The following is a 26,708-nucleotide window of genomic DNA, read 5'->3' as shown; positions in this document are numbered from 1 at the left end:
GCGCCGCGTCGCGCTGGTCCGGTAAGACGGCGAGCCATACCGGGTATTCAGCTGTACTCATGATGCCTCCTGTATTGCAGGGTCAGGGACGGCTATTCACCGTCGGTAAAGCGGCGGTACCACCACGGGCGCCCGCTCAGGCTTTTGCCGCGTGCACGACGGGCGAGGCGCATCAGCAGTTCGGTGACTCCCCAGCCAAACACCTTGAGCAGGCGAAATACGGCGATAATTCCGGTCACGACGTAAATCGTGTCCATGGAGGGGAAGCGGAACCAGAAGAGGTAAAGAAGAAAAAGCCAGGCGGGTATGCCGAGGAAGTTGAGCGGGCTGCCGGCCCACCGCCAGAAGCCGGGCGGGTAGTCCTCCTTTTTAAACTCACTCATGCCGTACCCTCCTCAAACTCACGACGCTGGCGTGGCGACATCACCACGCCAAGCTCGGCCGCATCGATGCGGCCCTGAGCGTAAAGCCGCCAGGCCTGGTCCACGATGCGCCGCTTCTCCAGCCGGATGATGGTGTTGACCTGACTTCCCCACTGTGACCACGGCATGCCGCCGAGCCGTTCGCGCAGGTTATGGTCGATGATGATGTACTCGCGTACGGCCACACGCTTGCCGTCAGTGGTGCGCAGGAGCGTCTGCACCACCACATACTGCAGCACGCCCAGCAGCGCCCACGCCATGGCGTCCCGGCTCTCATGCGGAAACTCGTTCAGCAGACGCCCGAACGTCTCGCCAGGGGAGTCGATGTGCGTCGTTGACAGGCACAGATGTCCCAGCTGGCCGGCACGAATGCCGGCGTCAATGGTCGGGTTGTCACGCATTTCCCCCACGCCGATAATCGACGGCGCACGGCGCAGGTCCGCGCGGATGCCGGTTGCAAAGTCAGGAATGTCTTCACCAATCTGCGACTGCAGCGGTGGCAGCACGTCGTCCGGACGCCCCAGAATGAACTCTATCGGGTCCTCCTTGGTGGTGACCTTGCGGTCCGGGTAGTTGTCCAGGCTGTAGCGATAGGTCGACGCCAGCGCGGTGCTTTTTCCCGAACCGGTGATGCCGCCCCACAGGGCGAGCCCCTTCGCCGGCAGGATGTTTTCCATCAGCGCCGGCTCAAGCTCCATTCCCTCCAGGGGCGGAATGTCCGTCGGGATAACCCGCAGCGTCCAGCCAATGGTCTTCTGACGCCCCGCCGTGCCCTGCAGGAGGTTTACGCGAAACCGGATACGCTCGCCGCGGTTCAGTCCCCAGCGGCCACTTGCGTCCCCGTCGAGCTGCATCGCCCGGTCCACCGACACGCCGCCGCGCACCTTAGGGCGCAGCTCTGGTGAAAAGGTGTCGTCCATCAACTTGGCCAGCGTATCGTCCGCCACGGGGAAGGGACTCGCTCTCAGTAGCCGGCCGTAGCGCCCGACCACAAAGTGGTTGTCGCCCTGCAGGTGAATGTCGCTGACGTTGTTACGTGCGCACCAGACAAAAAAACCGCGCAGCGAGTCGGGGTCGATACTGCCGCCAAAGTCATAGGGCGTAAGGTCATGTGCTGACATCAGCGTTTCTCCGTATTGATGATCGGCTTCCACTTTGTTTTGTCAGTGATAAAGCCCGCGCGGGATTCGAGCCGGCGTTCGCGATCGCCGGTGGTGAGCTTATTGCTGTCGCCGGTGACCGTCTGCTGACGATCGGTAACCACCGGCGCGGTAATGAGGTTCTGGCGGCGCAGCAGCACGTACTGCAGCATGCCGTTGTAGTCACGGGTCAGGCGGTTGACGTTGGCCTCAAGCGTTTCGTCAGCGCTCTGCCGCCCTTCCGCCCAGCCCTCATTGACCGCCGCCTGCCAGATATCACGCTGGATGCCGTTCTCAGGGATAAGGCCGCCTTCCGGCGCGTCAGGTGGAACAGTGCTGAGCCCGGCCATCAGCCAGCCGCGCCACGTGGGCGGGTTGCTCACGAAGCGTTCCGGCTGAATGATTTCGTACACGTGGCTCGCGGTGCGTATCTGGTCAGGAGTGACGTGCGCCACGTCGACTGCCTCGGTGATAACCGGTGGCAGCCAGCCGCGGCTGCTGATAAGCGGGCGGAAGTCATAGGTGGCATCAAGCTGCTTTGCCCGGGCATCAAGGTCGCGCCGCAATTCCCATGCGCGCTGGGCCTTGCCGCCGCGAAAGCCGGTTGTCCGCCCACCTTCAGTGAGCATCTGCCGCCGGTTGTCAGAGACGTCGGCTGTATTTCGTTTTTGCGGCGACAGATAGGCTTCAGGCCCCGGGGGGGGCGCACCGTCAGGTCCGGCCACTGGTGCGGGCTTTGAAAAATTGAATCCCGCACAGCCCGCCAGCAGCGCGGGCAGCAGCAGGATGCAGAGACGGAATTTCATCGACGGCCCCCTGTGGAGTGAAGGGCCTGAGCGGCCGGGATGGCGGGCATAAACTGCAGCACCATCTGACCGGGATACGTGACGAGCGTCGCGCGCCACGCGGTCTGCATCTCAATGATGCGCAGCAGGTTTGCATAGGTGACGCCCTGTACTTCAATGTCCACGGGCAGAGGCAGGCGCACTCCGGCATAGCTGAACACCTGCCCGCGTGCACGGGCCAGATCACGCAGCAATTCGACCGCGTCCCCGTTCCAGCTGAGCGTGACGCGATCGCTGTCTGCACGGATGGCGGCAAGAGGCAGCGGCGCACCGCCGTTCAGGTCGCCTTCAAACCACAGCTGCTGCAGCTGAAGCGCGGGACGTGATGGCCGGGAATCCGCCTGATGCTGAGTTGAAACAGGGGTGCTGTCGTGCGGCTGCAGCTGACAGCCACACAGCAGCACCGGCAGCGCGGTAATAATGAATTTGTTCATGTTGTCTCCGGGAGTGGCCGGTAATCAGAATAAGTGGGTAGAAGACTCCGCCGTTCAGCGGGTGGCCTGCCAGATGGCATAGACTTTTCGGGCGTACAGCATGCGGCGGGCCTGATTACCGTCCGCAAATCCAGCGTTATAGCTACCGAGACACTGCCAGGTCAGGCCACATACCTGCAGATGCTGCGCCAGTATCCAGGCGCCGGTCTGCACGTTCAGGCAAGGCTGCGTCAATAGGTCACGTTCGTCGCTGATGACCCCCATGGCTTTGAGCTTTGCGAGGTGTGTGGAGTTAATCTGCATCAGGCCAAAGTCGCGGCTTGTTACCTGCCCCTGCTTGTTCCGGTTGTAGCCCACTGCATGTGGGTTCATGCCGCTTTCTACCTGTGCGATGGCGCGCAGCAGTTGTGGCGAAACGTTATAGCGGGCCCCAGCCTCACGAAAGCAGTACGCCTGCACAGATGAGGAAAAGAGCAGGGCCGTAGCGATAAGAAGCAATACCCGCATAGCGTGAAGGATTCGCATGGATTGTTCTCCGGCACCGAAGAACCGGGCCTGTATTTATTGCGGGAGGGGGTAAGCTTTCATTTCGTAGGGAGTTCTTTCAGGGCGCAAAACATAAGCATTCGCTCATCCAGGGCTTTTTTCATTCAGTACTACTCCAGTCATCATTTTCCAGTCAGGACCAGATAACGCGCATAAACCTTGCGTGCATAGCGCAGCCGGAAGGGTTCGTTGGCATTCTTGAATCCGGCGTTATAGGCGCCTACTGACGTCCAGTTCACGCCGTTTTGTGCGATATTTTTCGCCAGTATCCATGCGCCGACATGGATGTTCTGGCAGGGACTTCCAAGAAGCACCTCTCGTGTTATCCCCATGGGATGCAACACTGGCAGCCAGGAGGTGTTGATTTGCATCATCCCGAGGTCTTCACTGAGTACCCGTCCATTCTTTTTATTCTGGTTAATAGCCCCAGAATTCAGGCCGCTCTCAACCTCGGCGATGGCCTGCAGCAGGCGCCAGTCAACGCTGAACCGGATACCGGCTTCCCGAAAGCAGCGGGAAATATCCGGCGTAATCTTTGTGGCATCAGACGTCCCGGCGGCGCAGAGCAGCACACAGGTGATTACCAGGCGCCACATAGCAACACCACCACAAAAACCGGATAGAGCACGGTAATGAACGGCACGCCGCGAACATAACGCCCCACGACTGCCGTCAGCAACAGACTTGCACCCAGACAAGCGCCCGACAACTCTGGAGTAAGCCATGCCCCAATGGCCGGCAACACGTAGAGATCGCCAGTGGCAAGAGCCGGCGGCTGCGACCGCAGCCAGGTGATGAAGTTGAGCACCAGGGCAGGTATCAGAATAACGGCAGCTCCGGCCAGCACCGGCAGCGCATCAGGTCCGCCCGGTATGAGCGCAGTCAGTGCCAGCCAGGAAAGAAGAAAAATAAGCAGGTCAGGCACCCACTGCGTCACGCAGTCAATGTAAGCGGCACTGCCGAGCAGCAGCACGAACACTGCGAGCGCAGGGCTGTGTGTCAGCATCCAGATGGGGACAACGCCGCCGCACAGAAGAACTGCGGCCAGAATCGGCCGGATCCGCGCCACGTCCGGATAATCCTCAACCATGGATTCAGCCGCGGCGACTCTGGCTCCGGCATAGAGCGCAGGCAGGTTGAAAGCCAGCATCAGGGAAAATATCAGTAGTCCGGGAATAATCAGCATCATGCTACCTCACGTAAACCACGTAACCAGCCGGGATAAAGCTGGGCCGGGCCAGTCGCCCTGTTGGCGTGTTGATGCCTGCCGTATCAGACATACCGAAGTGCGCACTATTCTCGGTCTCCTGCATCAACTGTGAGTAAAATCCCGGAGAAGACGGCGTGAAGACATAGCCGACTCCCCCACTGATGCGAAGCACGATATTACTGTTGTGCGGCAGCCAGGCAGGCAACGCCACCCGGCCAGATGCATCGCCATCTGCCGGCGAACCGGCTGCCCAGAGGTCATTGAAGGCCGATACGTAGTTGAGAAACTGCCCGGCCAGCTGCGCCTGCGTGACATCCGCCACGGTGTCACGGCTTTTGTCGCTGACGCAGGACATCAGAACGCTGACCGCTGCCAGCAGCGCTGCGGCGAAGAAGATGGAGGATTTCATGAGTTATCCGGTGTACTTGATGGAGGCTCGTCGGGGTAACGAATATGCCGTCTGCTCATATAAACAACCGCTTATATGCACTGGAATAAGAATGCTTGAGACTGATCCTGCAAGCTGCCGGACCTAATTCAGTAATCCAGCATGACTTTGATGCAGGTGCAATACCCACTGGGGGCCTGTCCGGGCTGAATTACCGGGCAGTTGTCATCTGTTCTGGGCGTGTAACCTACATAGTCATCTGAACTACCTTTACTTAATGAGGTCCTTCTGCAGTAGTACCCGGAGCGTCCTTTACCTGAACTTGCCCACACGCCGGACTGACAGGAAAGAATTCCGCCGGTGCCGTCACGGCTTATCGCCCCCCATGTGTCACAGTAGCTGCCTGCCGAATTCACCTGCTGCAATTTGACCACTCCACCTAACACAAGGTCGTTATTACCGCGAAGAGTTCCGCTCGCAGTGACATCATTCCCGGCCGTGACGTTTCCTGATGCTGTCATGCTGCCGCTTGCGGTGACATTGCCGCCAGCAGAGATGCTGCCGTCAGCGCGAATGCTGTTTCTGGACGTAATATCACCGTTTGCGGTAATGGTGCCGTTAGATTGCACGCTTTGCGTGGCCGTCAGGCGTGCTGTGTTGACGTCGGCCGAGGCATTGAGCGTCTGTGTGCCGATAGTCTTCGCGCTGCTGATGTCATTACTGCCCATGTTCAGGGTAGTGCCCATTGTATTAAGCTCGGGATGACCTGCCACGCTGTGGCGATAGAGGTAGTCGTTGACCAGTGCGCCGTTGGAGTAAAAGCCGGCTATAACCACGCTACCGTCACCCGGGTTGTAGCCACCAAATGCTGACAGACTCTCCTGCCAGCTGCCGAGCGCCCCCTTGGCAACGCCGTTCTCGATGTAACCTCCCGCTGCACCGATATGGTTCGCCAGCTTACGTGCATCGCTGAGCGGCAGTGATGAACCACCGCTCAGGAACGTCATCGTGTGAAATTTATTAGTTGAAGGCTGAAAGATCAGCGTGCGGTACGTGGCCGTGTAGGCGTTAGTAGAGGAAAAACCCGTCGGTAAATAGCCCGCAGTGATGAGCATCGGCACGGTCAGGGTGTAACCGGTCGACGCGCTGCTGCCTGCAGCGACGGTGGCCTGCTGGTCGGCGATGTAACGGTTCACTGCCTTCTGCACCGTATTCGCCTGGCTGGCCGCCACGTTCATCCTGTATTCCTGTGCTGCCCACACGGTGAGGGGAATAAGCAGCGTCACAATGATAACGGCCACGATCCCGTACCCCACTGTCGCGTCGGTGATTTGCGCAATGCCCCGTTTCATCTTGTTCACGGTTTAGTCCTTAAAGTCATAGGTCATAGAAGAGAACTGATCCTCAAGCTGGAACTGACCAGCTGCAATTTTGGCCCGTATAGTCGGCGCTGATGAGGAGTTGCGCAGGTTAAAGCCGGTTATGTCCACATGACGCTGGTTAGTTTCGGGATTCACGCGCATCGTCTGGTGTGCCAGGACGAACAGCGTGCTGGCAATGTTGGCCTTCGCCGCCGGGCTGATCTCTTCACAAAACATCACGTAGCGTTCAAGCGCCTCAGTCAATGAGGACGCATGGATAGTCGACACCACGAACATGCTCAGTGAGGCCTTCAGCACCTCGTGCGCGGTTTCACCGTCGCGTATTTCCCCCAACAGAAACGCTGAAACGCCCATGCGATACCCCTTGCGCGTGGCGCTGGCATAGCCTTCGTTTTCCTTAACTTCCAGCTGGATACAGCGCCCGTTACCGTGTCGCCCCTGCAGCAGGGTTTCCGCCGGATCCTCAATGGAGACGCCCAGGTTGCCGGTAATGGCAATGCGGTGACGCAAAATAGCGGCCGCTGTAGTGGTCTTGCCCGCCCCCATTTCACCGGCGATCAGAACCAGACCGGCGGCTCCGGGGAGCTGTACCGATTTACGCAGGGGGGTGCTGAGCGGGATGTCTTCAAATGCAGGGATTGATGCAGGCGTCTGACGAAGCACCAGGTGGGTACGCCCCAGCAGGTCCTGAGAGACGGTCGCGCGATACAGCCGGCCGTCGTGGAAACAGGAAAATTCGTTGCGCCCCGTCTCCTGATGCTTTTTCTCGCAAAGTGCACGCAGCCGCTGCACATCGTGATCCAGCGCGGAAGGAACGGACATCAGAAAGTGGCTGGCGCCTACCAGCCCCTTGATTTCGGCATAATCATCGCCGAGGTAGAGGTCGATAAAATCGGCCTTGCTGAGCGTGGTGGCGGTCATAGGCAGTCCGGATAGAAGCCGCCGGCATGCGGCGGCAATACATTAAGATTTCGTGGTGAACGTCAGGGTATTATCGCCATCCACACACGCAGTGGCGGCGTCGGCGGCCGTCACTTCCGAGGTGAAACTGGTGTTATTGATTTTGGTCGACGCAAGGTCACCGGTACCGATACTACGCGCCACCTTCACACAGTCCCGCTGCGGCAGGCCGTTGTCAGTCACCACGAAGCCAATACCGTTACCTTTCACCGTTAAAAGCCCCCCGGACTTGTTGTAAATCAGGCCGTCGGTGATGGTGTAGCTTTTCGAAATGCTGCCGCCCTTCACCAGCGCGGGCACGTAGTCGTCGGTACCGTAACCGTTAGAGGCACGCAGGTTACGCGTTTCGTTCATCGCCGTGGTGACGAGTGTCACCTCACTGGTGCTGTTAACGTAGAAATAGGCCAGCGAGGCGGCGGCGACCACGAGCCCGATAACCACGATCATGACGCCGAGGGAACTGATGGAGTCAGTAATGTTCGCGATACCTTTCTTTAAAATTTTCATTTAAATACCTTTAAAAAAACATGAATAAATACCCCGCGGCATCAGACCGTGGGCGATGAGAGATAAACAGGTTGGTGAGGCGGACGGGCATCCGCTCAGTTAAGGAAAAACGTCTTCTGGATAAGGCTGAACATGATGAGCATCAGAGATGAAACTATTACCCCACAGAGCAAGAGGCTGGCGATACGCATGCGATCACCGGTGCGTTCAACGCTGCTTACCGTGCGTTCCAGCGAGGTGGCAGCAAAGCGCTTGAGTGAGCCTTCACTGTTCTTGGTCTCGAACAGGCTCTGGAGCTTGACGATGGATCGCTCGTCCGGAAACTCGTAGCCAGTCGCATCCAGCGCCTGACCGAGATTTTCCTCGCCGGCGGCGATTGCCCGCTCCAGCGCCTCCAGCCGCTCATAAAGCCAGGCCGAGCGGGTGGAGTCCTTCATGCTGGCAATGGCCCGCTCCATCGGGATACCCGCCGCGTCCATGGCGTTCACGTTCATGATGAATACCGCGCCATGAATACGCCGGTAGATGGACCAGGGGGGAAAACGGTCCAGGAAAAAGCGCAGCCGCCCGGTTAGCCGCGGCAGCGACAGCACAACCAGCGTGATAACCCCCCCTGATATCAGCAGGAGTAACCACCACCAGTCCGTGAGCATCAGATAAAAGTAATACACGGCCGTCTGCGCGCCGTTCCACTGACTGAGCGGGGAGACCTGCAAAATAACAGGCACCAGCATCACGCAGAACAGGACCACCACGGTCACCGACAGCAGGATCAGGTAAGCGGTGATACCCACGGTTGACTTGACCGACGCGCGCATACGGCCGGTTCCGCTGGCAATGTCGATAGCATTCAGAAAACCGTCCTCCGCATGCCCGGCAATGTCACAGGATTCAATAATACTGAGCTCCTGATCCGGTATCCATTCGCTCAGCGATGCCCCCAGCCCGAACCCCCCGGAGAGATTTTCTGCGCACTCGGTCAGTATCTGCGCCACTGCGTCACCGGGGTTTTTCCCCCTCCGGCTGTAGTTGTCGATAAGCTTCTGATAGGTTTCTTTCGCTGACCGTCCGTCCAGCAGGTACTGACGAAAATCATCGTAGATTTCGATGCGATCCTGCGCACTGAAGGTCGCCTGATAGAGGGCGCGTACGAATCTGTTCACAGGTCAGCTCCCGATTTCAGTTTCGTGTCGCGGTCCAGGTTACAGATGCGTCGATGCGCCCAAACCGGATCGGTCACGCCGGCATTAATCAAACGCGTCAGGTTCTGACAAAGCGTGACGCCTCCGCGTGCTATCCAGTCCAGATAAGCGGCCATCTTGCCTTTTTCGCTGTAGAGGCGCATGAAGCGGTTGTCCGTTTCAATGACCTCAAACACCCCTGTTCTTCCGTGGATACCCGTCTGACCGCAGCAACTGCAGCCGCCAGGCTTACGCAGATAAATGCCTGCGGTATTGACGTGCGTTTCAACCATGTCCTGCATCACAGGGCTGACGTTGCCGCGTCCCTCCTCCCAGGGTATTTTGCATTCATCGCAGAGCAGCGGCATCAGTCGCAAGCCGACCAGCCCCGAAATGATGGTCGGGTCGTACAACAGATCTTCATCCACGCCAAAACGACGCATGCGCTGCAGTATATCCGCCGGCGAGTTGGTATGAATTGTGTTCAACACCGGCACGCCGGTCTGAACAGCTTCAACGGTGGCAACTGCGGAGTCTGCATCGCGGCTTTCACCGATGTAAAGGCGATCTGGGTCCATACGCAGCAGGTTTCGGATTGCCTGCCCATAGGTCTGATTCCCCCGGGGAGTCTGAAAAACACCATCGATGGGGGATTCAATCGGATCTTCAACTGAAAGAATGTTTTCGCCCGGATCTTCACGCGCCAGAAACTCCGCGGAAACCTGGCAAATCGTAGATTTTCCATGCCCTGTTGGACCACTGAAGAAGGTGCCACCTGAGCTGGTCAGCAACCGGCGTAACGTTGTCTCTTCCGCTGGCGTCAGGCCTATTTGTTCAAAATTAAGGCTTTGCTTGCGGCGGCTCACCAGGCGCAGAGCCACAGCCAGCCGGCCCTGCCCCCCCGGACGGCTGGCAAAACGGATGGTACTTAGCCCGTAGCCGTTCACGAACTCCTCACGGACGCGTGCGTCGCACGGCTCGGTGAAGCTCAGCGTGGTTTTGCTCTGCTCCTCACACATTGAGTTGTAAAGCGCGTTGACCAGCCGCGTTCCCCACTCCGGCGACTCGGTTCTTATCCAGCGAAGGTTGCCGTCGATACGGTAGAGGACTCGGGTAAATTTGTTCTCAATGCGGATATGGATGTCCGATCCACGCTGCGCTGTCGCCTCAGCTATCAGACCAAGATTGATATTCTGAAAATCGCTGGCCCCTTCAACGCCCTCGCCGCTGTCGCTGAACTGCTGCGAGATTTTTTGCAATTGTTCGCGGTCGCACCACGTCACTCCCGTCTCAAAACCCTGACCGCGCAGTTGCTGGCGCAACTCAAAGAATTCGGTGCTCTGGTCAAGTTCGTTAAGAACGTAGAGACAATGAAACTGCGTCTGGTCATCACGAATGAGCCGAAGGTTATCTCTCAGCGAGGAAGAAAAGGGGCGCGATCCAGCCGGGAGGGTGAGTGGCAGCAGGGTATGCGTTTTTTCACTCAGGTTATGCATAACGTCCACCTCAGTTAAGGGTAAAAACGTGACCGTCCTGCGTGCGCTTTATCACCACGCCACGCATTGAAACGGTCACCACCGTATAGCCGCCATTGACGCTGTCGCCCGCGCGCACCTGAGAACTGCTGCCGTCGGCGAAGTTCAGCGTGGCTACCGGGCCCGCCACTTTTTCAAGCGTCGGTAGCGTGTTTACCGGCGCGGCTGGCACAGGAACGCCGGCAGGCCCGTTCATGACCGGCGCAGGCGCGGCCTGTACCGTACCGGCATCTGCCTGGCCGGCCGCAAGTTTTGACTTGTTGTAAGCCGCCTGCGCGTCATAAAACACGCGGCCACTCTGCAGGCGATCGAGATCACCCACCGTCCTGACGTCCGCTTCCGCGTGAGCCAGCCCGCAGCACAGCAGCAGTAACGCTGTGTATTTAACGTTTTCCATAGAGCGATCCTGAAAGTTTGTACCGGACGGAGCCGTCGGAAGTGTTGATGCCCAGGGTGACCTCAGACAGGCGAATGCCCGTGAATCCTGAGCCTGTAAAAATCATGCTGGGTGGCACGTTGGTTTCGGCGGAGAACTTATATTCCCGCCAGTCCTGCAGCGGCAGGTCCTCTCCCTCGCTGTTTTTCTTCACGTCCTTTATCGCTACGGCCGAGACGGCAAGGTCGATATTGAGCGCCTGAAAGTGCGATATTAAGTCCATCAGCCGCTCATCCACCGGAACCATCGGGTCGTCGCCCTCTGGCTTCAGCGTCTGCGGCAGTGAAAACGCGGTCTGGCTGCTGTCCGCAAAGCTGAACACCGGCGTTACGCCAAACAACGTCTTGACGGCGGCGACGTAGGCTGCGGTGGTGGCCGCAGAGTTCGTACGCCTTACCGACTGCACGCTGACATCATTGCCTGTGCAGACCATCATGGTAGTCATCCAGCCGGTGATTGAAATCGGCACCCTGTCGAGCATGTGTTGACATGCCCCGATAAACGAACTCACTGAGGGTTGCTCTGTCCATGGGTGTCGGAATCCTGTCAGCGCGGCCTTGTAACGTGCCTCCTTATTCAGCTGGGCCTGATGTTCCATCTGGCGATGCAGAACAACACGAGCCGCGGCTTCACGTTCCCCCTCAACGTGCAGCCAGAATGTCAGCCCCGCCAGCGAAAGGACAGCTAACGCGCCGGCGGCTATCAGTTGCCTGCGTGTCATGCCCCACGTCAGCGGTTTCAGCCGAAAATCTTTGCTGAGATTTTTGGCGGCCAGAATGGCATCCAGATCAAGCGGCAGCGTCACCCAGCTCTGAGACGGGTCGCCGTAGACCGGCACGTCCAGATTGCCCTTACTGCCGCGCAGCTCGTCCCGTAGGTCAATAATGGTCTGCCGCAGCTGGTCTGCCGTATAGACCTTGTCGGACCATACGTGAATACCGCCGCGTTCAGTTTTACCGACCAGCGTGAACTGGGCCACGCCTTCCGGACTGTCACCAAGCGGCACCACGGCAATACAGCAGCCTTCAAGCAGAGAAGCCAGAGCAACCGTCAGCGAATACGCCCCGCGCAACCGCAGCCGCGTTTTGGGTGCAAACCCCGCCTGAATGCTGTCGCTTTTGCGCACGGCCACCAGATCAAGCCCCTGGTCTTTCCCCACCCGGCGGATTTCTTTCATGGGGTTGCGCTGCGCGCGGATGGTCTGCCAGGTCAGGCCTACCACAAATCGCCGCTGATTCACGGTGAGCACGCGGATATGACCGGCATCCTGTCCAGAGGCCGGCTTTTTTGTCTTTTTCTTCATTATTATCACCTGATGTAAGGCGTGACGGTGATGACGAACGACTGGCGGGTGCTCTGACCCGAACGCTGGCCCCCCGTCACCAGATTGTCAGGTGATAACTGTCCCTGCTTGCTGGAGGTGGACACATTTTGCTCCAACCCGCTGATGACAACGGTCTGCCCGGGTTTCAGCCAGACGCGCTGCGGGACAGAGCGCGAATCCACATCCGGCGCCTCAAGCTTTTCGGTATCTGAGCTGATTACACGCAGCTGGGTAAGACTTGAAATGTTCAGGAACATGTTGAGCATCATGCGATCGCCACCGTCGAGGATCTTCGGGAAGATGGTGATATTGGTGCCTGTGGTAACGGAACCGGGCGTCAGAGTCTGCGTCGGCAGCGCGGTGCTTCCGGTAGAGTAAACCGTTGTCGCGGAACTCTTCAGGTAGGTTATCTGACGCCCGACGACCACTGAGGCCGACGCCATGTTGGTGGTCATCAGCGGAATGGTGCGCACATCCGCAACCTTTGCCTGTTTCGACAATGCATCAAACAGGATAGAGGAGCCGGCAAACTGCTGTGCGCTACCTGTCGCCGTGTCCAGCACGGAGAAGCTCAGCGAACCCGCATCGGCCACCGTACCCGACGGGCCGGCCAGGTTAATGCCGTATTTGCCGGCAAGGGTCTTGTAAATGACGTTCCAGTCGAGACCAATAGCATCGCTCGTGTCGGTGTTAACGGTATAGATAACCACCTTCAGATTGACCTGCCGACTCAGCGCTTTGTTTTCAGAAGTCAGATATTCCCCCACGCGGCGTACCACCTCCGGCACATCAGTAATGACGACGGTCCCGGTAGTTTTATTCAGGTCTAACCGTCCCACACCGGGAGTCAGCATGCTTTGCGCCGTGGACTTCAGATCGTCATACAGATTATTACCCATAAGGACGTCTGACTTGAGATTGGTGCCGCTTTCTCCTGAAACACCACCCGAGCTGGAACTGGAGCTGCTGGAGCCCGCGCCACCATCGGAGCTGCTGCTATTTGACACACCGCTCACCACCGAGCCGGTCAGCGTGTATTTGGCGTCAGAAGGCTCGATGTCAAAACGCGCCGTCTGAAGATAGAAGAACGTCACCATGCCGTCCTCGTACTTCCAGGAAATCCCCAGTCGTGCGGTCACGATATCCAGCAGGCCGCCCAGGCTGCCGGTGTAGCTCACCTCCGAGAACGTTCTCGACACGCTACCGGCAGAGGCAGAAACGTTGCCTGCTGAGGCAGTGCCGAACGAGTCCAGCGGCCGCATATCACCGGAGGCAGGAAGTGCCGGGGATGGCACGTTTGACAGTCTCTGCGTGGGCGAACCGCTCTGCGCTCCACTGCCACCCAGTACGGCTGCCGCATCAGGCGTCACCCGTGTGCGGATGTGACACACCGTGGCAATGTCCTGGCTGAACTGCCAGATGTCCTGCGGTGTCTTCGCGCGATAAGGCATGTTGCAGTTAACCACCTCACGGGGTGCGTCATACTTTGCGACGGGGAGCGGTGTCGGACTGACATACTGGCTGTTCTGAAACTGCACCACAGGGCGGTTTTCCGAAGCCTGACGAATCAGCGAAGAGGCTTCATCTGCTGTATTGCCCGCGGACCGGTCAACGTCTTTGATGCGCTCAAAAGCGCAGCCTGTCAGCAGCGCGCTGCAGATAAGCACCGCAAGCGTGTGTTTATTAAACATGATTATTCCTGTTGCGAAGACTGAGGGGATGGATTTGGTGGGACGTCGCTGATAACGACAAGGCACTGCTGACGGTAACCGCTGACGAACAGCGGCACCTGTGCGCGATGCCAGAGGCTGAACAGCTGCACCGTCGCATCCTCAAAGTTTGCGGCCCGGAAGGTCAGCGTATAGTCGATCGGGTAGTTGATACCCGTATCCCACCGGACCATCCATCTAGGTTTACCCGGTGGACAGACTTCCTGCGACGCCCACAGCTCATAGCCCTGCCTGAGCGTTGTGCCCCGCTCGATCTTCCATACACGTACGACAGGCGCCGGCTGCACGGGGAGTTTCGCTGTAGAACTTGCGGTGATGGCTGCCCCCGCTGCAGGTTTTTCACCCCGGAAAGGATTACGCCCCGCAGCCAGACCGGGAGCGGCCTGGATTGCCCGGGCCGGTAGAGTGTTGCCAGGGATTCCGGCTGCCAAAGGGAGCGTTGCAGACTGCCCTGCTGAGTGCGCTGTCTGCGCGCGCTGGGCTGGCTCAACCGTCACCGTATTGGCTTTGACATTAATGGTGGCCTTCAGCCCATGCGTGGCCAGCATCTTGCCGGCAACGTACTGCCAGCGATCATTGCCAGTCCAGCGCCACAGCGACGGTGCATCGGGTGACACCGCTTTATCAAACACCACCGTCTGGCCCTTTGGTACGATATCGCGCATGGCCGCGCGAAGCGTCGGTGCCGCACCATCGCGCTGCACGAACCCGTCGGCCGGTCCTGCGCCGGATGCAGGAGACGGCGCGGCGACAACCGGTGCTTTGCCGGAAGCAGCAAAGATTCCCCCAGGCCCGGGCGGCAGCGGCGGCGTTTTTACGGATGAAGGCGATACCGGGCGCGCGGCAGAGGGTCCACTCTGGTGAATGCGGTACTGCATGGCGCTGATATCTGCCGCGCTGCGCGAGAGCATGCCGTCCACCACGCTGCCCGAGGGCGGCCCGGTGATGACCGCAGGCGAGGCGCAGCCGGTCAGCAGCAGGACCGGTATCAGCCCTGCCCGTTCGGTAAATGACATAGAGATAACTCCGGATAACTCAGGGCTGCACCGTCTCTACGGTGGCCGGAGCCGGACCGTTAAAACCGTGCGGAGGAGACAGGTGATAACCTGCCGGTCAGAAAAGGACGTTGCGGCGCCGGGTGCCTCCCGGTGCTCTGGCCAGACTGACAGACGCCAGAGCGGCATGACTTAGACTTACAGCATCGCATTAGGGAATTCTTAGACGATGTCAGTCTGACCGCGTGCGCTGGCCGCAGGTCCGCCGCAACGAAAAGCGCACTGCCCCGTGAAGGAAAGTGCGCTTTTCGTTACTGCTGTCGGGATAATAAATCGGGGAAGCCCGGGTAAGCCCCGGGCGGTGGTCAGTTCGTGGTGATCAGCCAGATGAGGTATTCACGGGCCATTTGCTGGACGACCATCAGTTCTCCATTTACCGGGAGTAGCCCCCGGGTCGCCGCCGAAGTACATGACGCGACGAACAGCGGCGACAGCAGTGCAGGCACAGCGACGCCCGCCGGAGTAAGGTTTGGTTCATGGGAGATTACTCTGTGAAATTTTAGTGAGGTGCCCTGCCGTCAGGCGACAGAATTGTTGTTGAGGGGCAAATCCGATGAGGTTATTAAGGTAGGCGAACGATCTGCTGTACAGAGTTCAAACCAGAATTTAACCGGTGCCCGAGTCTGACTAACTAGGCCAAAACGCAGCGCCATACGAAAATTGCTGCTGTGACGTTTTGCCCGTTCTACCTGTTCCGCGAGCATGGCGCGAAATGCTTCGGGTGTAGCCTTACCTTTTGATGAGCAGCATTCAGTACAAATGGCCACGAGGCCGCCCGCTACGAATTCCTCGCCAATATTTTCTGCATGCCAGCCCCTGTTAGGTAAGACGCTGGCACAGAATGCGCACTTCCCACCAAACTGCAGACGCACTTCTTCACGTTTTGTTTTTGAAAGACTCATGATTAACCCCAAATACCAGCCCGCATCCCCGGGCATTAGCCATAAATGAGAAAAGACAGAAACGATTCCAGGCTGACCCACTCGTTTTGAGTGGGTCAGCACAGATTGCTCTTTGTCACTTAGCGCTTTTGGAATGACACAGTCAGGGTTGCCCGTTCACGACCGCATAGGTATGCGGGGCTAATCTTCTCCAGATGCAGGTTTGCCCGACGGATCGCCCCGGGGCCTTAAATGGATACATCGAATTTGTACGTAGGGGTATAACGGTGGCACGACAAAATTGCGACTTTGCATTGTCCCGGCCAGTATAAAGAACGGAGACTAAGTATCAGCCGCGACGCTCCTATGCTGCCCCACCTCCCGGCGGGTTCCCCTGATGTATGACAGGCCATGACGGAGCCTCCGGACATCTTCCACGCATAAGATATAATGCCGGCAAGAGAGGACCTTGAGATCAGGGTGAAACGGGCACGTTGTTAAAGAGCAAGCCTCAGGAAAAAGACAATGAGAGGCCCTACTCACCGGTAACAGTGAGTATCTGTTTTAAGTTATGCAGGACCGGCAGTAAAAGACTCCGGTTAAAGATTACTTATTCTTTATCACTGCCTTCGGCAGAAAATCGGCGCCCTGGTGTGGCAATCGATTCGTAGAGTTTCAGGTGGTCTTCAAGGCGAAACATTGCCTCTGTAGTTTTAGCTCGTCCGGAATTTTTGGCCGATGCACTCAAAAGCTCATTAAGTTCTGGCGACATATACAGCATCATTGCGATGCCTTTTCCGCTTTTACCCGCCGCCATATCAGCTCCGCGTGTGAATTATGTAAGGATTCAGTAAGTAGAGCGCATTAAATAGGAATGGTCCTATTTGTGTAAACTATCTAAAAAGATACTGGATATAAACCCAGTACCAATTTAGATAAGTCCTAGAAAAAATAAAGCAATAGAAACAATGAGTTAAAAGATAAATCTACAGTTAAATTTTTCTCACCTTTTTTTAGAAAAAATGACAAAAGGTTACCTTCATTTAACTAACACAAATCGAGCACGAAGCGACTGGTCACAAGCACTTGGAGCAGCGAGTGAGTAGTTGCCTCCAGTAACTTCATGCCTTCGCGCAAATAGATCTCGAGATCGGAGACCGAAACATTACTGTGCTGGGAAATATCACTGATGGCGAAACCAGCACAATTATGAATTACGCAAAATATCTGCTTTCGGTTGAGCTCAGGGAAAATATGATGAATGGGCTTGAAGGCATCTGATGACACAATACCTGACTGATTATCCCCAATATGATATTTCATACAGATCTGCCGGTAAGTGAATCGGGTCCAGAAAACCGTTTTGAGCTCTGGCAGGGAATCTGTTTGAAAGTACTTTTGAGATGACTCAATGGACTTTTTAACCGCAATAGGAGATGTCCCCACGAGGGTAGAAATGTCCTGGTGATTAATGCCCAGAGAATAAAAGCAGCAGTTAGTCGCCTGCCTTGGGGTTAGGAAAGGAAAAAGCTTGCACAATTGTGCATATACAATAGGATCCACGGCAGCCATAGCAGCCTCCTTAACAGGTTGATTTGGTTAGCTGGTTGTACAGGCCTCGAACCCTGTGCAATCAGCGTCTGATTACTTCAATTTGTGTTATGTCTGCGTTATGAATCTCCTCACGGTCGTGGTAAATGTATGTTCACAGGACGCAGATTTTCATCGTCCTTGATTTGTGGTTCGACATATCTCAGTTCAGTCTGCACATCACGTTGACGCAGGCTCTCCTCAGTGGCACGTACGTTGGCCATCTGCTGACGATCGCTTACCTCAAAACTGTGCCCGTCATTCTTATTCAGGTTACGAACAACACCTGAATAAAGTACACGATTGACCGCAGTCTGTTCCCCGGTCACTACGGTTTTGTCACCGCTACGCCAGGCCGTTAACTCGGCGGCCAGATCGTTGTTGAACCGGTCTGATTTACTGTCCGGCGCAGCGTAGACCTCTACCCTGTCACCAAAGTCGGTTACCGCGGGTTTACCCCCGCGCAGGTAACTGACCGTTCCGTCACGCAGCAGTTGCGTTTCATGCTCATTAGATTTAAACGTTGGCACATCTTCCGCCGGGCCGTAATGAATAACCGCATTAGGCTCAGGCCATACCTTTTGATTCTGACGCGCATTGCGCTTCTGACGATATGCCCAGCCTCTCATCTGACTGATTGCTGCAGTGTCGCCTTGCAGTGCCTCACGCTCTACCCAGGCGTTCCAGCTGAGCGGACGGTTAGTACCTGCGTCGCTGAGGGTCTGCCTTTCTTCACGAAGCTGCAGGCGCAACCCGGCCATCGCTTTCATCTTTTCAAATTCGGCAACACGGTACATAAGCTTCCGCATTAGCGGATCGCGAACGGTGTCGCGTACGTGTGCTTTCATCACCACAGTATGCGATGAAATCTGACGGAAGCGTTCAGCGCCGCGCAGGTCTGGTTTCTCCCAGCCAGCACGGTAAGCGTCATAGCGGGCGCGAAGAATGTCACGGGCAACGGCACGGGCTTCCCGGCGTTCACGACGCACATCCTGATCGCGAACGTGCAGCTGTGGCATGTAGAACGAGCCAACAGAAAGCATGCCGTCTTCCGGCTTATCCGGATTAAAGGTCGGTGGCGCGGGTTGGTAATCACCAGAGCGACTGACCATAGCGGGAAGACTCATAGTCGGGTGAATATCTGAGGCTTTAACGCTGACGCCTTCCGGATTCAAAAGGTCGAAAACGGCCAGTCCACCGTTCTGCTCACGTAAACCTAAACCACGTGTATAGAGCACGTTATGAAGTAAATCCCAGTTCAGATGATCCTGTTCGGCTATATCTGAAATCTTCTGGCGAACTTCACGAACCGCATAGCCATGCAGGCTCTCGCGATCGGAGAAAATCTCACGCTTAGCTGCACCGCGTGGGGTTGATGGAATATTGCGACGGGTACGGTGAACGTCACCATACTCATCCATTTGCCAGCTGCCGTTGTCCACCTTGAACCCCAGCTCCCTCTCCAGAACGCGACAGGATTTCTGAAGCGTGTCTGCATCATTCCATATGTTCTGAGCGCGATACGTTTCGGGATGCACGCGGTTAGCGGATACGTGACAATGCACGTTATCGGTATCACGGTGAATCGCAGCTACGTACTGGTGGTCCTTCATGCCAAGCTGTTCCAGTGTGTGACGAACGGAGCGGAAGACAGAATCTTCTGACGGGTTTTCATCACTCTGCCAGGACAGAATGTAATGATAAACCGCATCCTTGCAGTGACGGTTCTGCATCGCTGTCATGTTCATTTCAGCGGCTGCGGTTTCAAGAGAGAAACAGTTGGTCTCGCACAGCACCTCACCTGAAAGCACGCGTTGAGTGCCCTCAGGTGAAAGGCTGATAATCTGCGTCTTTGACGCTGTTCCTTCGCGCTCGATATAGCTCACAAGACGATCGAAAGTTGCAGACTTCGAGGTGGAAGGTTCGGGATGAGTCGAATCAGGTGTAACCACGGCTTCATGATTTTTCTCTTCACGCTGGCTGACATAACTGACCAGTTTAACAAAGCTGGTTTTACGGTCTCGCCGCTTCGGTGGGATGATGACGTTCACTTATCACTGACCTCAGATACAGGGACGTTGTTCAGGTCCAGCGCAATAATCGCTCGTTTAATTTCAACAAGAACATCAGAGAACTGATGGCTGATTTCAGTCGTCATTTTATCGCGCATCTCGTTGTACAGATGCTTTTGCAGACCGCCTAATCGGAGCAATTCGTTCATCAGTTTCAGATCGGTACGAACCATGATTTTTCGGTTGAGAGCTGAGCGGCGTAGAAGTTCAGACGTTGAGATCCCTGCCATCAGTGCTTTCGCTTTGATGGCTTCGGCCTCAGCTTCAGTACAGCGAAGCTGGATTAAAATGTTCTTCTGACGCTTTTCACTTTTGGGCATAACTCAACCTTTGGCACGGTTTGGGGTGTCGGGGCGGAGCCCTGACCAGGCGTTTTGTCAATGCTGTCCCCGTGGGGACGGTAATGACAAAACATTTCCTGTCCGTTATTTTACAATGGTGTTCGCTTCATAGCCAGTGCGCTAGTAGAATTAGATGGCGTCAGGGGTGGTTTTTTTCTGGTGCGGCGGGTGATTTTGCGGTGAAATGGTGTTTTCAGGTTTTTCTCAGGAGTAGTAACCAATGGCAGCTCAGAAGTTTTTCACTCAGGATCAGATTGAGGCGGCACGCCAGAAGCTGTCTACCATGCCAGACCAGTCAAAAAACCGGATTTCGTCGGATGAGATGCTGGAGGCGCTGAAGTCTGAAATCCTCGCACTGGCGACCCAGAAAGGGTACAGCGTGAAGGAAATAAAGGCATGCATGGATGCAATGGAAATGAACGTTAGCGAGCGGGCAATTTCCACAGTGGTGCGCGGGGGGAAATCGCCAACTACCCGCCGGAAATCTGGAAATAAGAAGAAAGACGAAGTAGGCCAGTGAGATGATTTTAGCGGCCTGATGTGGAAACGCCGCCCGGGTTACCAGGCGGCGTTTTTGTTTATCTGTAGCTCCAGTCGGTACCAGACTACGATTCAGTTTTTTATACTGGCGTAAGGTCTGCCGGGACACACTGAGCGCCCCGGTGTTGTCATCAGGATTTCAGTGCTTTCATTTTTTCGGCAAGTGACCAGAGAAAACGGTTCGTTTTAATGTCACCATCGATGCCGTTAATCGCCCGGGTTTTTGTGCGCTGTCCTTTTGCAGTTCGTCCGGTTTGTCCGCCGCGAATGACATTTTCCTGTGTCCGCTGGTATACCGTCCAGAGGTCGTCCGCTTCATCTTCACGGCGGTTACTTCTGAGTAAAGTTTCAGGCAGCACCGGAACATGCATACCATCATAGCGATACTCCAGTGCGGTTTCCGCAAACGCACGCTGTTCGTGCTTATCAAGACGGATGAGTTTCATATCATCACGCGATGACTCGATAGCTTCAAAACGCTTAACGACTTCATAAGCCCCCTCGATAACCTGCCCCACCACGTCACCCTTATGCGGTACGCGAATTTCCCCGAACGTTTCACCGCAGACCATGCCGTTAGCACAAACGAAACGGAACTGCCCTGGGATCATCTGATAGCTGCTGCTGCCGTCGTGGCTGTTCAGTAAAATGATTTCTGACACTTCGCTGTGCGTCACCTGGTCACGGCGTCGAAGGCGCAGCATGTGTTTTGCGTGCCCCGTTCTGCCCGGATCGCGTACCCTCTGCTGACAGGCGAAGAAGGGTTCAAAACCTTCACTGCGCAGGCGCGTCAGCAGCGTAATGGTCGGTATCCACGTATAGCGGTCGCTGCGGGAGTCATGTTTGTCCTGTGAGAAAATGCTCGGCACGTGCTGGCGAAGTTCATCATCAGTCAGAGGGCGGTTTTTGCGGATCATGTTGGCGGCACGGAAAGAAGAAGCTAATCGGGTCATGTTGTATTCCTCGTTCTGTGCGGGGTCAGTAACCCCGCACTAAAATAGTTACCAGTCGTAAACGGGCAGGCCAGTTAACACATCGGATTCGCTGTCAAAGTGGATCATTGACACGTTAAGCGACGTTTTGAGCAGTGCGAGGGTTGCGCACAGTGGGTCAGAAATGCCCAACGCGCTGAGTTCACCCAGCGCATCAGCGCGCGCGTCCAGCCGGATCAGATAGCCGTTATGCATTCCGGTATTGTGTATCCACTCGTGCGAGTGCTTTTCCTCACTCTCGATCGGGTCGCTGAGGTAGGCAAGCGTCAGCGCGTCAGCCTGGCTGAGGTGGGACGTGCTGAGCATGATGTAACGGAGTACGGCGTTATTGTTGTCAGTCATATGTTTGTTGCCGCCCCTCACGGGGCGGCACTCCGTTATCAGGCTAGCGCCCGGTGAAGTTCAAGACCGCGCAGAAACTGGCCCCATTCGCTCCCGCGCATGGCGGGCACCCGGACTGACTGACGCTTCTGCGCACGGTGCGCAACGTGGCGGCTTCGCGCGCGAATTTCCGGTGCGATGTCCTGCACGGCGACGTCATCACGACAGACGCGCGGATGACGGATAGCGTTCCCGCTCTTTACATAATCCGCAGGGGGTGCAATGATGGTGACTTCAGCAATATTCATGATTAATCCTCATAGTTTTGTTGATTGCCGTGCGGCCTTTACGAGAGGCTTTGCGGCGCGGAGAGGCAGGGGAAACCCTGCCTTTTTCGTTTCTGCTGTTTCTTCTTTTCCCTCCTCAGCGCTCAGAGCGCGGTCAGTATTGCCCCACTGATAACCGTGTACCCGGTATCAAACGCATACACGGCAACTGGCCACCCATCGGCCAGATACAGCGTGACGCCTTCCGGCGGGTTACCCGGCTCGGCAACGGACTGGTAACGGGACAGCGTCTGCCAGTCCATACCTGACCAGCCGGAAAATTTGCCGTTCTCACTCACGTACAGGGTCAGATCCAAAAACTGGGTTGGCGTCAGCGGTAAATCGCTCATGATTGCCTCCGGGTGCCTGTTTACTGTTAAAGAGCCTGCCGCGGGCGGGGAGTCTGACCGGACGCAGTGCCCTCAAAACCCTCCTTCTGACGCGGCTTTTTTCTTTCCGGTCGTGCCTTTCGCGGCGAAGGGCAAAGGAGCAACGGCAGTCGAATGAACGCATGGGCGTCACCGCAGGCCGCAGCGCAAGCGAGCCCTGGCGAGTGCGAACGGGCGAGGAACGGCGAAGCGAACCCTTGCGGGCAGGCGGCGGACGGTGCTACGACCAGCCCTCCGCGTAAGGGATGAACGGCAGCGGAAAAGACAGCCGGAGGGAGGGACCACCCGCGGCGGAACGCCGTGGACCTTAGCGGCCGCCCTGCGGCCAGTGAAAGCGCCAGCCCGTGGCTGGCTGCGCGGGGTTGCGTCAGTGATGGAAACCCGTCGGCCCGAAGGGCCAGGGCAGAGACGGCTTGCCGGCTCGGTGCGCAGCATGACAGAACGGCCCGAAGGGCGACGCCCGGTGTGGCATTTGGTTTTAAGTTCTTCTGAAAGGGATTAACAGCAGGGAGAAAAGCAGGCGTCAGAAGGACAAATTAAACAGGATACCGGCCACACGAAAGGGGATGGCCGGTGCGCCAGCACCGGCTTATCCCTGCCCGTAAGGGCGTTTCCCTCCGTTTTGGCAGGACACGCCTTGGGTGCCGGGGGCGCATTGCCCCGGCGGGTTCAGAGGTCGTTTTCACGCTCATCTTCAAAATGCATTTCGGCCATACTGACCAGTGATGAAAACGGCATGCCCTCTGAGGTGATCCCCTCCTGCGCGCACAGGTGCATCAGGTTGGCCATAAGATCCTGAACGACCGTGCGCGGACATTCCCCCGGCGCGTCCAGCCCCGTCCGGCGCGCAAAGAGCCACAGCGCTTCGGCGGCGGCCACGGCGCGATCGGTATTACCAAAGATGACCATAGGAAACGGCGCATCCGTCGCTAAGGCTGCAATCTCTTTGAGCGTGTCCATCGTGCAGCCCTGCCCTGCTTCTGGTTCTTTACCGTCCTGCGCGCCGGGTTCCGGCGAAAAATTCTGTACTGAAGTCATGCTGATCCCCTGTTGGTGTGAGGTGTTTCTTTAAGGTCCCCCGTCATCGCAGATGACGGGGCGGACACTGGCAGGGTTTTAACCCTGCCTCTTTACGGGTCAGTCGGAAACTTTCCGGTTATAGACGACCTTAAAATCAATGTATTCGGGGCAGTCGCGCAGCGGCTCCAGGCGTACCACGTTTTCCGCCACGCCGTTCATGACCAGCACGCGCTCAATACCCGCAAACCAGTCCTCGCCAGCGCTCAGCGGAAACCACAGGTTGCTGTTAATGCCGCTCAGCAGCGGATCGTTGCACACGTGCACGCCCCGGCCCTGCTTTGTTTCGCTGCCGGTAATGGTCATCTCGCCGCGCAGCTGGCGAGTGGCGGAGCAACGCGCCAGCTGCGCGGCGACGTCGTCCCAGCTCCAGTCCGCGTCATCGGGCACCGGCAGTTCAACACAGCGCAGAGACTTACAGCCCGCGCGCGCGGCACGTTGAGCCAGCCCCATGACGGAGGGTTCACCAGTCGCACCGTCCGCGCCGGTCAGCCAGTGGCCGTTATGGAAAAAGGCCTCGTCGCCGTTATCCAGGCGGATAAAGCAGTATTCACCCAGCACGCGGGTGATATCGGCCTGAGAGACAGGGGCGCGGGCAGGCAGTAACGAAAGAGCAGCGGCGGTGTTCATCGTGTGTTTCTCCAGAGTGTCTGATGTAATGATGAGCGGCCAGGTCGTTCTGGCCGCCGTGAAAGAAGCGGGGGCTACCCTGCTTTTTTTACGCCCGTGCGTCGTCAGCCGCCCGGCCGGTGCCCTTTTCCAGCTCGCGTGTCAGCCACTGGCCTTCGTTCATCCAGATGGTTTCGCCATGCTCCCCGAATAGCTCCAGCGCCATATGCCCTGCTTTCGCCCAGACCTCGATCGATGAAGCCGGAAGTGCTGAAGCGTTGCCAGCCAGCGCCGTGACGACGACGGCTTTAGCCAGTTCACGAAGTTCAAAACATAAAAATTCGCGGCGAGCCAGGTCAGTCAGCTGCTGTTCGTTCAGCTCTGTCAGCGACGTAAGCCGCTCAGCCAGCGGTTTCTGGATGCCATAGCGGGTGATGTAGCTACGCAGCCAGTAGCCCGCCTCGGACTCAAAGTTAAACGCACGCCAGACCAGGCTACCCGCCGTCTCGCGCACGACCAGGCGGAAGTGACTCCCCTGATCGTCCTCAATAAACACGTTGCTGAACGCAGCCGTGATGGTTTCAGCCTGGGCGCGGGTAAACGCGCCATCGCCAAGCGCTGCAACACAGCGCAGTTCAGTGGTGGTGCCTGATTCGATCGTGGTCATGGTGTGCTCCTGTATAAAATTGGTAATCCGGCTGCCCGAAAAAGACCTTCTCTGACGCGGCTTTTATCTTTCCGGTCTGGCCTTTCGCGGCGAAGGGCAAAGGAGCAACGGCAGACGACTGAAGTACGGGCGTCACCGCAGGCCGCAGCGCAAGCGAGCCCTGGCGAGTGCGAACGGGCGAGGAACGGCGAAGCGTACCCGTACGGGAAGGCGGCGGACGGTGCTACGAAAAGCCCTCCGCGGAAGGACACGGCCGGATGCCGTAAAAGCCGTCAGAGACCGCCAGGGCGGTCGTCCCTGAAGCCCCGGAGGGGCGGTGAACGCACCGGCGCAAGCCGGTTGCAGGGGTTGACCTGGCAGTTAGCCATCAGACCCTAGCCGGCAGGCCCGGACCCCGGAGGGATCCGGCGGAGCTTACCGGGCAGGGGCCGGATAGCGGAGTGGGGCTCGACGACCCGGCACCGCCGGGGAGCCGAAGGGGGCCAGAAGGGGTTGGGGTTGGGGTTGCCCCTTGCCACTTACCCGCAGAGTAAGAATGACGCAACAGAACGGACCGTAAGGGATATAAAAGGGATGTTCACGTCAGAAGGGAATGATGGCCGGTGCGTCAGCACCGGCTATTACTTTCATCCCGTCAGTTTGTTTGGTACCAGCCAGCGGTTCAGGTCATTCTGTACAGGGCTCATGCAAAGCGCGCGCTGATGAATTTCGCCCGCCACCTCGCAGGCGGCCTCATCAGCGTAGAGTTGCAGGGTTTCCAGTCCCGCCAGTGAGGGAAACCGTCGCGCCCAGGCGGCAATCATGTTTTTCAAATCGTATTCCGGCACGTCGTCACACCAGGCGCTGAACCAGCCGCGCAGCGTCTCAGGCGTCCTAAACGCCAGCTCAAGCTCTGCCTGCCGGATAGTGCACTCAACCCGCTGCTGTTCGTGGTCGGCGGCCTGCAGTGAACGACGCGCGGAGCGGGTCAGCCTCTTGTTGAGCATATGCCCGGCGCGCTCCGTGTGCCGGAAAACGGCTTCCGGGAATAGCGTCCCGGCCAGCTCGCCCGGCAGCGGCAGCGGGCATACCTCCCCCGCCGTGCTGAGCAGGATATCGAGGGCATTTTCCCACTCGGGCAGCGGCGCACGTTTACTACGCGGGCGGTAATAAATGCCGTGGATCCGGTTAAGGGTTTTCACGCTGATACGGCTGCTGCCGCTCAGCTGCTTCATAAACGCCGCCGTAAACGGATAACGGGCCAGTCGGGCACCGGTCTGCTGCGCCCGTTCGACGGCAATAATGGCCTGCAGGGCGGCCTGACGTTCAGGAAGAAGGGTTACCAGCGCCATTGAGTTCGGGATCATGCCGCGTGCCCTCCCATGCGCAACGCGGCGATAAGCTCACCGGCACCGGTAAAACCCGCGCGCGTGTACTCCGTGATTTTCAAAAGCTTTGCCCGCAGCCCGTCAGGATCAAACTGATAGCTGACGGACAGGCGCTCGCGCGACTGAGTGCGCGCATCGTCAATGAAGGCGCACCACAGAGGGGAGCCGGATGACGGACTTACCAGCTCGATGGCCAGCCCATCCACGTCGGGGCGGGTCAGCCGCAGATGTACCGGAAACGCCCCGCCCCACTCGCCGCGCATTTCGCAATCCGTGCGCCAGCTGCCGGGCAGTTCCAGGGCGTTGAGTACCGCCCCGCTCATACGCTGGCGGAAGGTTTCGCCCCGATCGCGGTAGGCTTCAAAATCGCAGCCGGTGAAGGTCTGCAGCGTGTTAAGGGTAAATTTTTCTTCTCTGGTCATGCTGTTCTGCGCTCTGTCGT

At 57.4% G+C, this 26,708-nt stretch carries 31 protein-coding genes and 1 pseudogene; 1 reads left to right on the top strand and 31 read right to left on the bottom strand.

Annotated elements, in window-relative coordinates; genetic code table 11:
• Positions 1-92: 92 nt before the first annotated feature.
• The 22 genes from AC0IXH_RS24160 to mobA form a co-directional block, all read right to left on the bottom strand.
• Positions 93-383, bottom strand: coding sequence for a conjugal transfer protein (locus AC0IXH_RS24160; protein ID WP_471721244.1), 291 nt, complete (start codon positions 381-383; stop codon positions 93-95).
• A complete protein-coding gene (traJ, locus tag AC0IXH_RS24155) occupies positions 380-1,543 on the bottom strand; it encodes a plasmid transfer ATPase TraJ (RefSeq protein ID WP_471721243.1) in 1,164 nt (387 codons plus the stop codon). The genes AC0IXH_RS24160 and traJ overlap by 4 nt, the downstream gene beginning before the upstream one ends.
• On the bottom strand, positions 1,543-2,367 hold the full coding sequence (locus tag AC0IXH_RS24150; protein WP_471721242.1) for a type IV secretory system conjugative DNA transfer family protein: 825 nt from the start codon (positions 2,365-2,367) through the stop codon (positions 1,543-1,545). The genes traJ and AC0IXH_RS24150 overlap by 1 nt, the downstream gene beginning before the upstream one ends.
• Entirely contained in the window at positions 2,364-2,840 is a 477-nt protein-coding gene (locus tag AC0IXH_RS24145; protein WP_471721241.1) for a DotD/TraH family lipoprotein, read from the bottom strand. Before AC0IXH_RS24145 ends, AC0IXH_RS24150 begins: the two co-directional genes overlap by 4 nt.
• A gap of 54 nt (positions 2,841-2,894) precedes the next feature.
• Positions 2,895-3,365, bottom strand: coding sequence for a lytic transglycosylase domain-containing protein (locus AC0IXH_RS24140; protein WP_471721240.1), 471 nt, complete (start codon positions 3,363-3,365; stop codon positions 2,895-2,897).
• Between the two features lie 143 nt (positions 3,366-3,508).
• A complete protein-coding gene (locus AC0IXH_RS24135) occupies positions 3,509-3,982 on the bottom strand; it encodes a lytic transglycosylase domain-containing protein (RefSeq protein ID WP_471721239.1) in 474 nt (157 codons plus the stop codon).
• Complete coding sequence (locus tag AC0IXH_RS24130) at positions 3,967-4,575, bottom strand: prepilin peptidase (protein ID WP_471721238.1); 609 nt, start codon at positions 4,573-4,575, stop codon at positions 3,967-3,969. Before AC0IXH_RS24130 ends, AC0IXH_RS24135 begins: the two co-directional genes overlap by 16 nt.
• A 1-nt stretch (position 4,576) precedes the next feature.
• Positions 4,577-5,005 carry a type IV pilus biogenesis protein PilM gene (pilM, locus tag AC0IXH_RS24125; protein WP_471721237.1) on the bottom strand — a complete coding sequence of 143 codons (429 nt, stop codon included), beginning with the start codon at positions 5,003-5,005 and terminating at the stop codon, positions 4,577-4,579.
• 128 nt (positions 5,006-5,133) lie between these two features.
• On the bottom strand, positions 5,134-6,336 hold the full coding sequence (gene pilV, locus AC0IXH_RS24120) for a shufflon system plasmid conjugative transfer pilus tip adhesin PilV (RefSeq protein WP_471721249.1): 1,203 nt from the start codon (positions 6,334-6,336) through the stop codon (positions 5,134-5,136).
• A 12-nt stretch (positions 6,337-6,348) separates the two neighbouring features.
• Positions 6,349-7,287, bottom strand: a complete 939-nt coding sequence (locus AC0IXH_RS24115) for an ATPase, T2SS/T4P/T4SS family (RefSeq protein ID WP_455865279.1) — start codon at positions 7,285-7,287, stop codon at positions 6,349-6,351.
• Positions 7,288-7,329: 42 nt separating this feature from the next.
• Positions 7,330-7,833, bottom strand: coding sequence for a type 4 pilus major pilin (locus tag AC0IXH_RS24110; RefSeq protein ID WP_455865278.1), 504 nt, complete (start codon positions 7,831-7,833; stop codon positions 7,330-7,332).
• A gap of 95 nt (positions 7,834-7,928) precedes the next feature.
• Positions 7,929-8,996, bottom strand: a complete 1,068-nt coding sequence (locus AC0IXH_RS24105; RefSeq protein ID WP_471721236.1) for a type II secretion system F family protein — start codon at positions 8,994-8,996, stop codon at positions 7,929-7,931.
• Positions 8,993-10,510: a GspE/PulE family protein gene (locus tag AC0IXH_RS24100; protein WP_471721235.1), complete on the bottom strand. Its 1,518-nt coding sequence runs from the start codon at positions 10,508-10,510 to the stop codon at positions 8,993-8,995. The genes AC0IXH_RS24105 and AC0IXH_RS24100 overlap by 4 nt, the downstream gene beginning before the upstream one ends.
• Before the next feature lie 10 nt (positions 10,511-10,520).
• Positions 10,521-10,946: a type IV pilus biogenesis protein PilP gene (gene pilP / locus AC0IXH_RS24095; RefSeq protein ID WP_471721234.1), complete on the bottom strand. Its 426-nt coding sequence runs from the start codon at positions 10,944-10,946 to the stop codon at positions 10,521-10,523.
• Positions 10,933-12,288: a type 4b pilus protein PilO2 gene (pilO2, locus tag AC0IXH_RS24090; RefSeq protein ID WP_471721233.1), complete on the bottom strand. Its 1,356-nt coding sequence runs from the start codon at positions 12,286-12,288 to the stop codon at positions 10,933-10,935. Before pilO2 ends, pilP begins: the two co-directional genes overlap by 14 nt.
• Positions 12,289-12,293: 5 nt before the next feature.
• Positions 12,294-14,000, bottom strand: coding sequence for a PilN family type IVB pilus formation outer membrane protein (gene pilN, locus AC0IXH_RS24085; protein ID WP_471721232.1), 1,707 nt, complete (start codon positions 13,998-14,000; stop codon positions 12,294-12,296).
• Positions 14,001-14,002: 2 nt separating this feature from the next.
• Complete coding sequence (locus AC0IXH_RS24080) at positions 14,003-15,055, bottom strand: TcpQ domain-containing protein (protein WP_471721231.1); 1,053 nt, start codon at positions 15,053-15,055, stop codon at positions 14,003-14,005.
• 557 nt (positions 15,056-15,612) lie between these two features.
• Entirely contained in the window at positions 15,613-16,098 is a 486-nt protein-coding gene (locus tag AC0IXH_RS24075) for a hypothetical protein (RefSeq protein ID WP_471721230.1), read from the bottom strand.
• Positions 16,099-16,585: 487 nt separating this feature from the next.
• Entirely contained in the window at positions 16,586-16,792 is a 207-nt protein-coding gene (locus tag AC0IXH_RS24070; protein ID WP_455865269.1) for a TraY domain-containing protein, read from the bottom strand.
• Positions 16,793-17,022: 230 nt separating this feature from the next.
• Positions 17,023-17,547 (bottom strand): hypothetical protein, encoded by a 525-nt coding sequence (locus AC0IXH_RS24065; RefSeq protein WP_455865268.1) that lies wholly within the window; start codon positions 17,545-17,547, stop codon positions 17,023-17,025.
• Positions 17,548-17,657: 110 nt separating this feature from the next.
• A complete protein-coding gene (gene traI / locus AC0IXH_RS24060; RefSeq protein ID WP_471721229.1) occupies positions 17,658-19,616 on the bottom strand; it encodes a TraI/MobA(P) family conjugative relaxase in 1,959 nt (652 codons plus the stop codon).
• Positions 19,613-19,957, bottom strand: coding sequence for a plasmid mobilization protein MobA (gene mobA / locus AC0IXH_RS24055; protein WP_455865266.1), 345 nt, complete (start codon positions 19,955-19,957; stop codon positions 19,613-19,615). Before mobA ends, traI begins: the two co-directional genes overlap by 4 nt.
• A 241-nt stretch (positions 19,958-20,198) precedes the next feature.
• Here mobA and AC0IXH_RS24050 point away from each other — a divergent pair, with 241 nt between their 5' ends.
• Positions 20,199-20,498 (top strand): hypothetical protein, encoded by a 300-nt coding sequence (locus AC0IXH_RS24050; protein ID WP_471721228.1) that lies wholly within the window; start codon positions 20,199-20,201, stop codon positions 20,496-20,498.
• Between the two features lie 151 nt (positions 20,499-20,649).
• Here AC0IXH_RS24050 and AC0IXH_RS24045 read toward each other — a convergent pair whose 3' ends face one another.
• From AC0IXH_RS24045 to AC0IXH_RS24005, 9 genes and pseudogenes are all read right to left on the bottom strand, one after another.
• A complete protein-coding gene (locus tag AC0IXH_RS24045; protein ID WP_471721227.1) occupies positions 20,650-21,471 on the bottom strand; it encodes a DUF932 domain-containing protein in 822 nt (273 codons plus the stop codon).
• Positions 21,472-21,519: 48 nt separating this feature from the next.
• Entirely contained in the window at positions 21,520-21,852 is a 333-nt protein-coding gene (locus tag AC0IXH_RS24040; protein ID WP_471721226.1) for a DUF5983 family protein, read from the bottom strand.
• Positions 21,853-21,890: 38 nt separating this feature from the next.
• Positions 21,891-22,139 (bottom strand): hypothetical protein, encoded by a 249-nt coding sequence (locus tag AC0IXH_RS24035; protein WP_471721225.1) that lies wholly within the window; start codon positions 22,137-22,139, stop codon positions 21,891-21,893.
• 122 nt (positions 22,140-22,261) lie between these two features.
• On the bottom strand, positions 22,262-22,507 hold the full coding sequence (locus tag AC0IXH_RS24030; protein ID WP_471721224.1) for a hypothetical protein: 246 nt from the start codon (positions 22,505-22,507) through the stop codon (positions 22,262-22,264).
• Between the two features lie 708 nt (positions 22,508-23,215).
• The gene (locus AC0IXH_RS24025) at positions 23,216-23,584 is read right to left on the bottom strand and encodes a hypothetical protein (RefSeq protein WP_471721223.1); all 369 of its coding nucleotides are present in this window, start codon (positions 23,582-23,584) and stop codon (positions 23,216-23,218) included.
• 99 nt (positions 23,585-23,683) lie between these two features.
• Positions 23,684-24,253: a hypothetical protein gene (locus AC0IXH_RS24020; RefSeq protein ID WP_471721222.1), complete on the bottom strand. Its 570-nt coding sequence runs from the start codon at positions 24,251-24,253 to the stop codon at positions 23,684-23,686.
• A 391-nt stretch (positions 24,254-24,644) separates the two neighbouring features.
• A pseudogene (locus tag AC0IXH_RS24015) lies at positions 24,645-24,899 on the bottom strand (DUF905 family protein); the annotation flags it as partial.
• Positions 24,900-25,525: 626 nt separating this feature from the next.
• The gene (locus AC0IXH_RS24010) at positions 25,526-26,245 is read right to left on the bottom strand and encodes a plasmid SOS inhibition protein A (RefSeq protein WP_471721221.1); all 720 of its coding nucleotides are present in this window, start codon (positions 26,243-26,245) and stop codon (positions 25,526-25,528) included.
• Positions 26,242-26,688, bottom strand: a complete 447-nt coding sequence (locus tag AC0IXH_RS24005; RefSeq protein WP_471721220.1) for a conjugation system SOS inhibitor PsiB family protein — start codon at positions 26,686-26,688, stop codon at positions 26,242-26,244. The genes AC0IXH_RS24010 and AC0IXH_RS24005 overlap by 4 nt, the downstream gene beginning before the upstream one ends.
• Positions 26,689-26,708 lie beyond the last annotated feature (20 nt).

The organism is Erwinia sp. AC075 (assembly GCF_979253995.1).
This window is presented reverse-complemented; position numbering and strand designations above follow the sequence as displayed.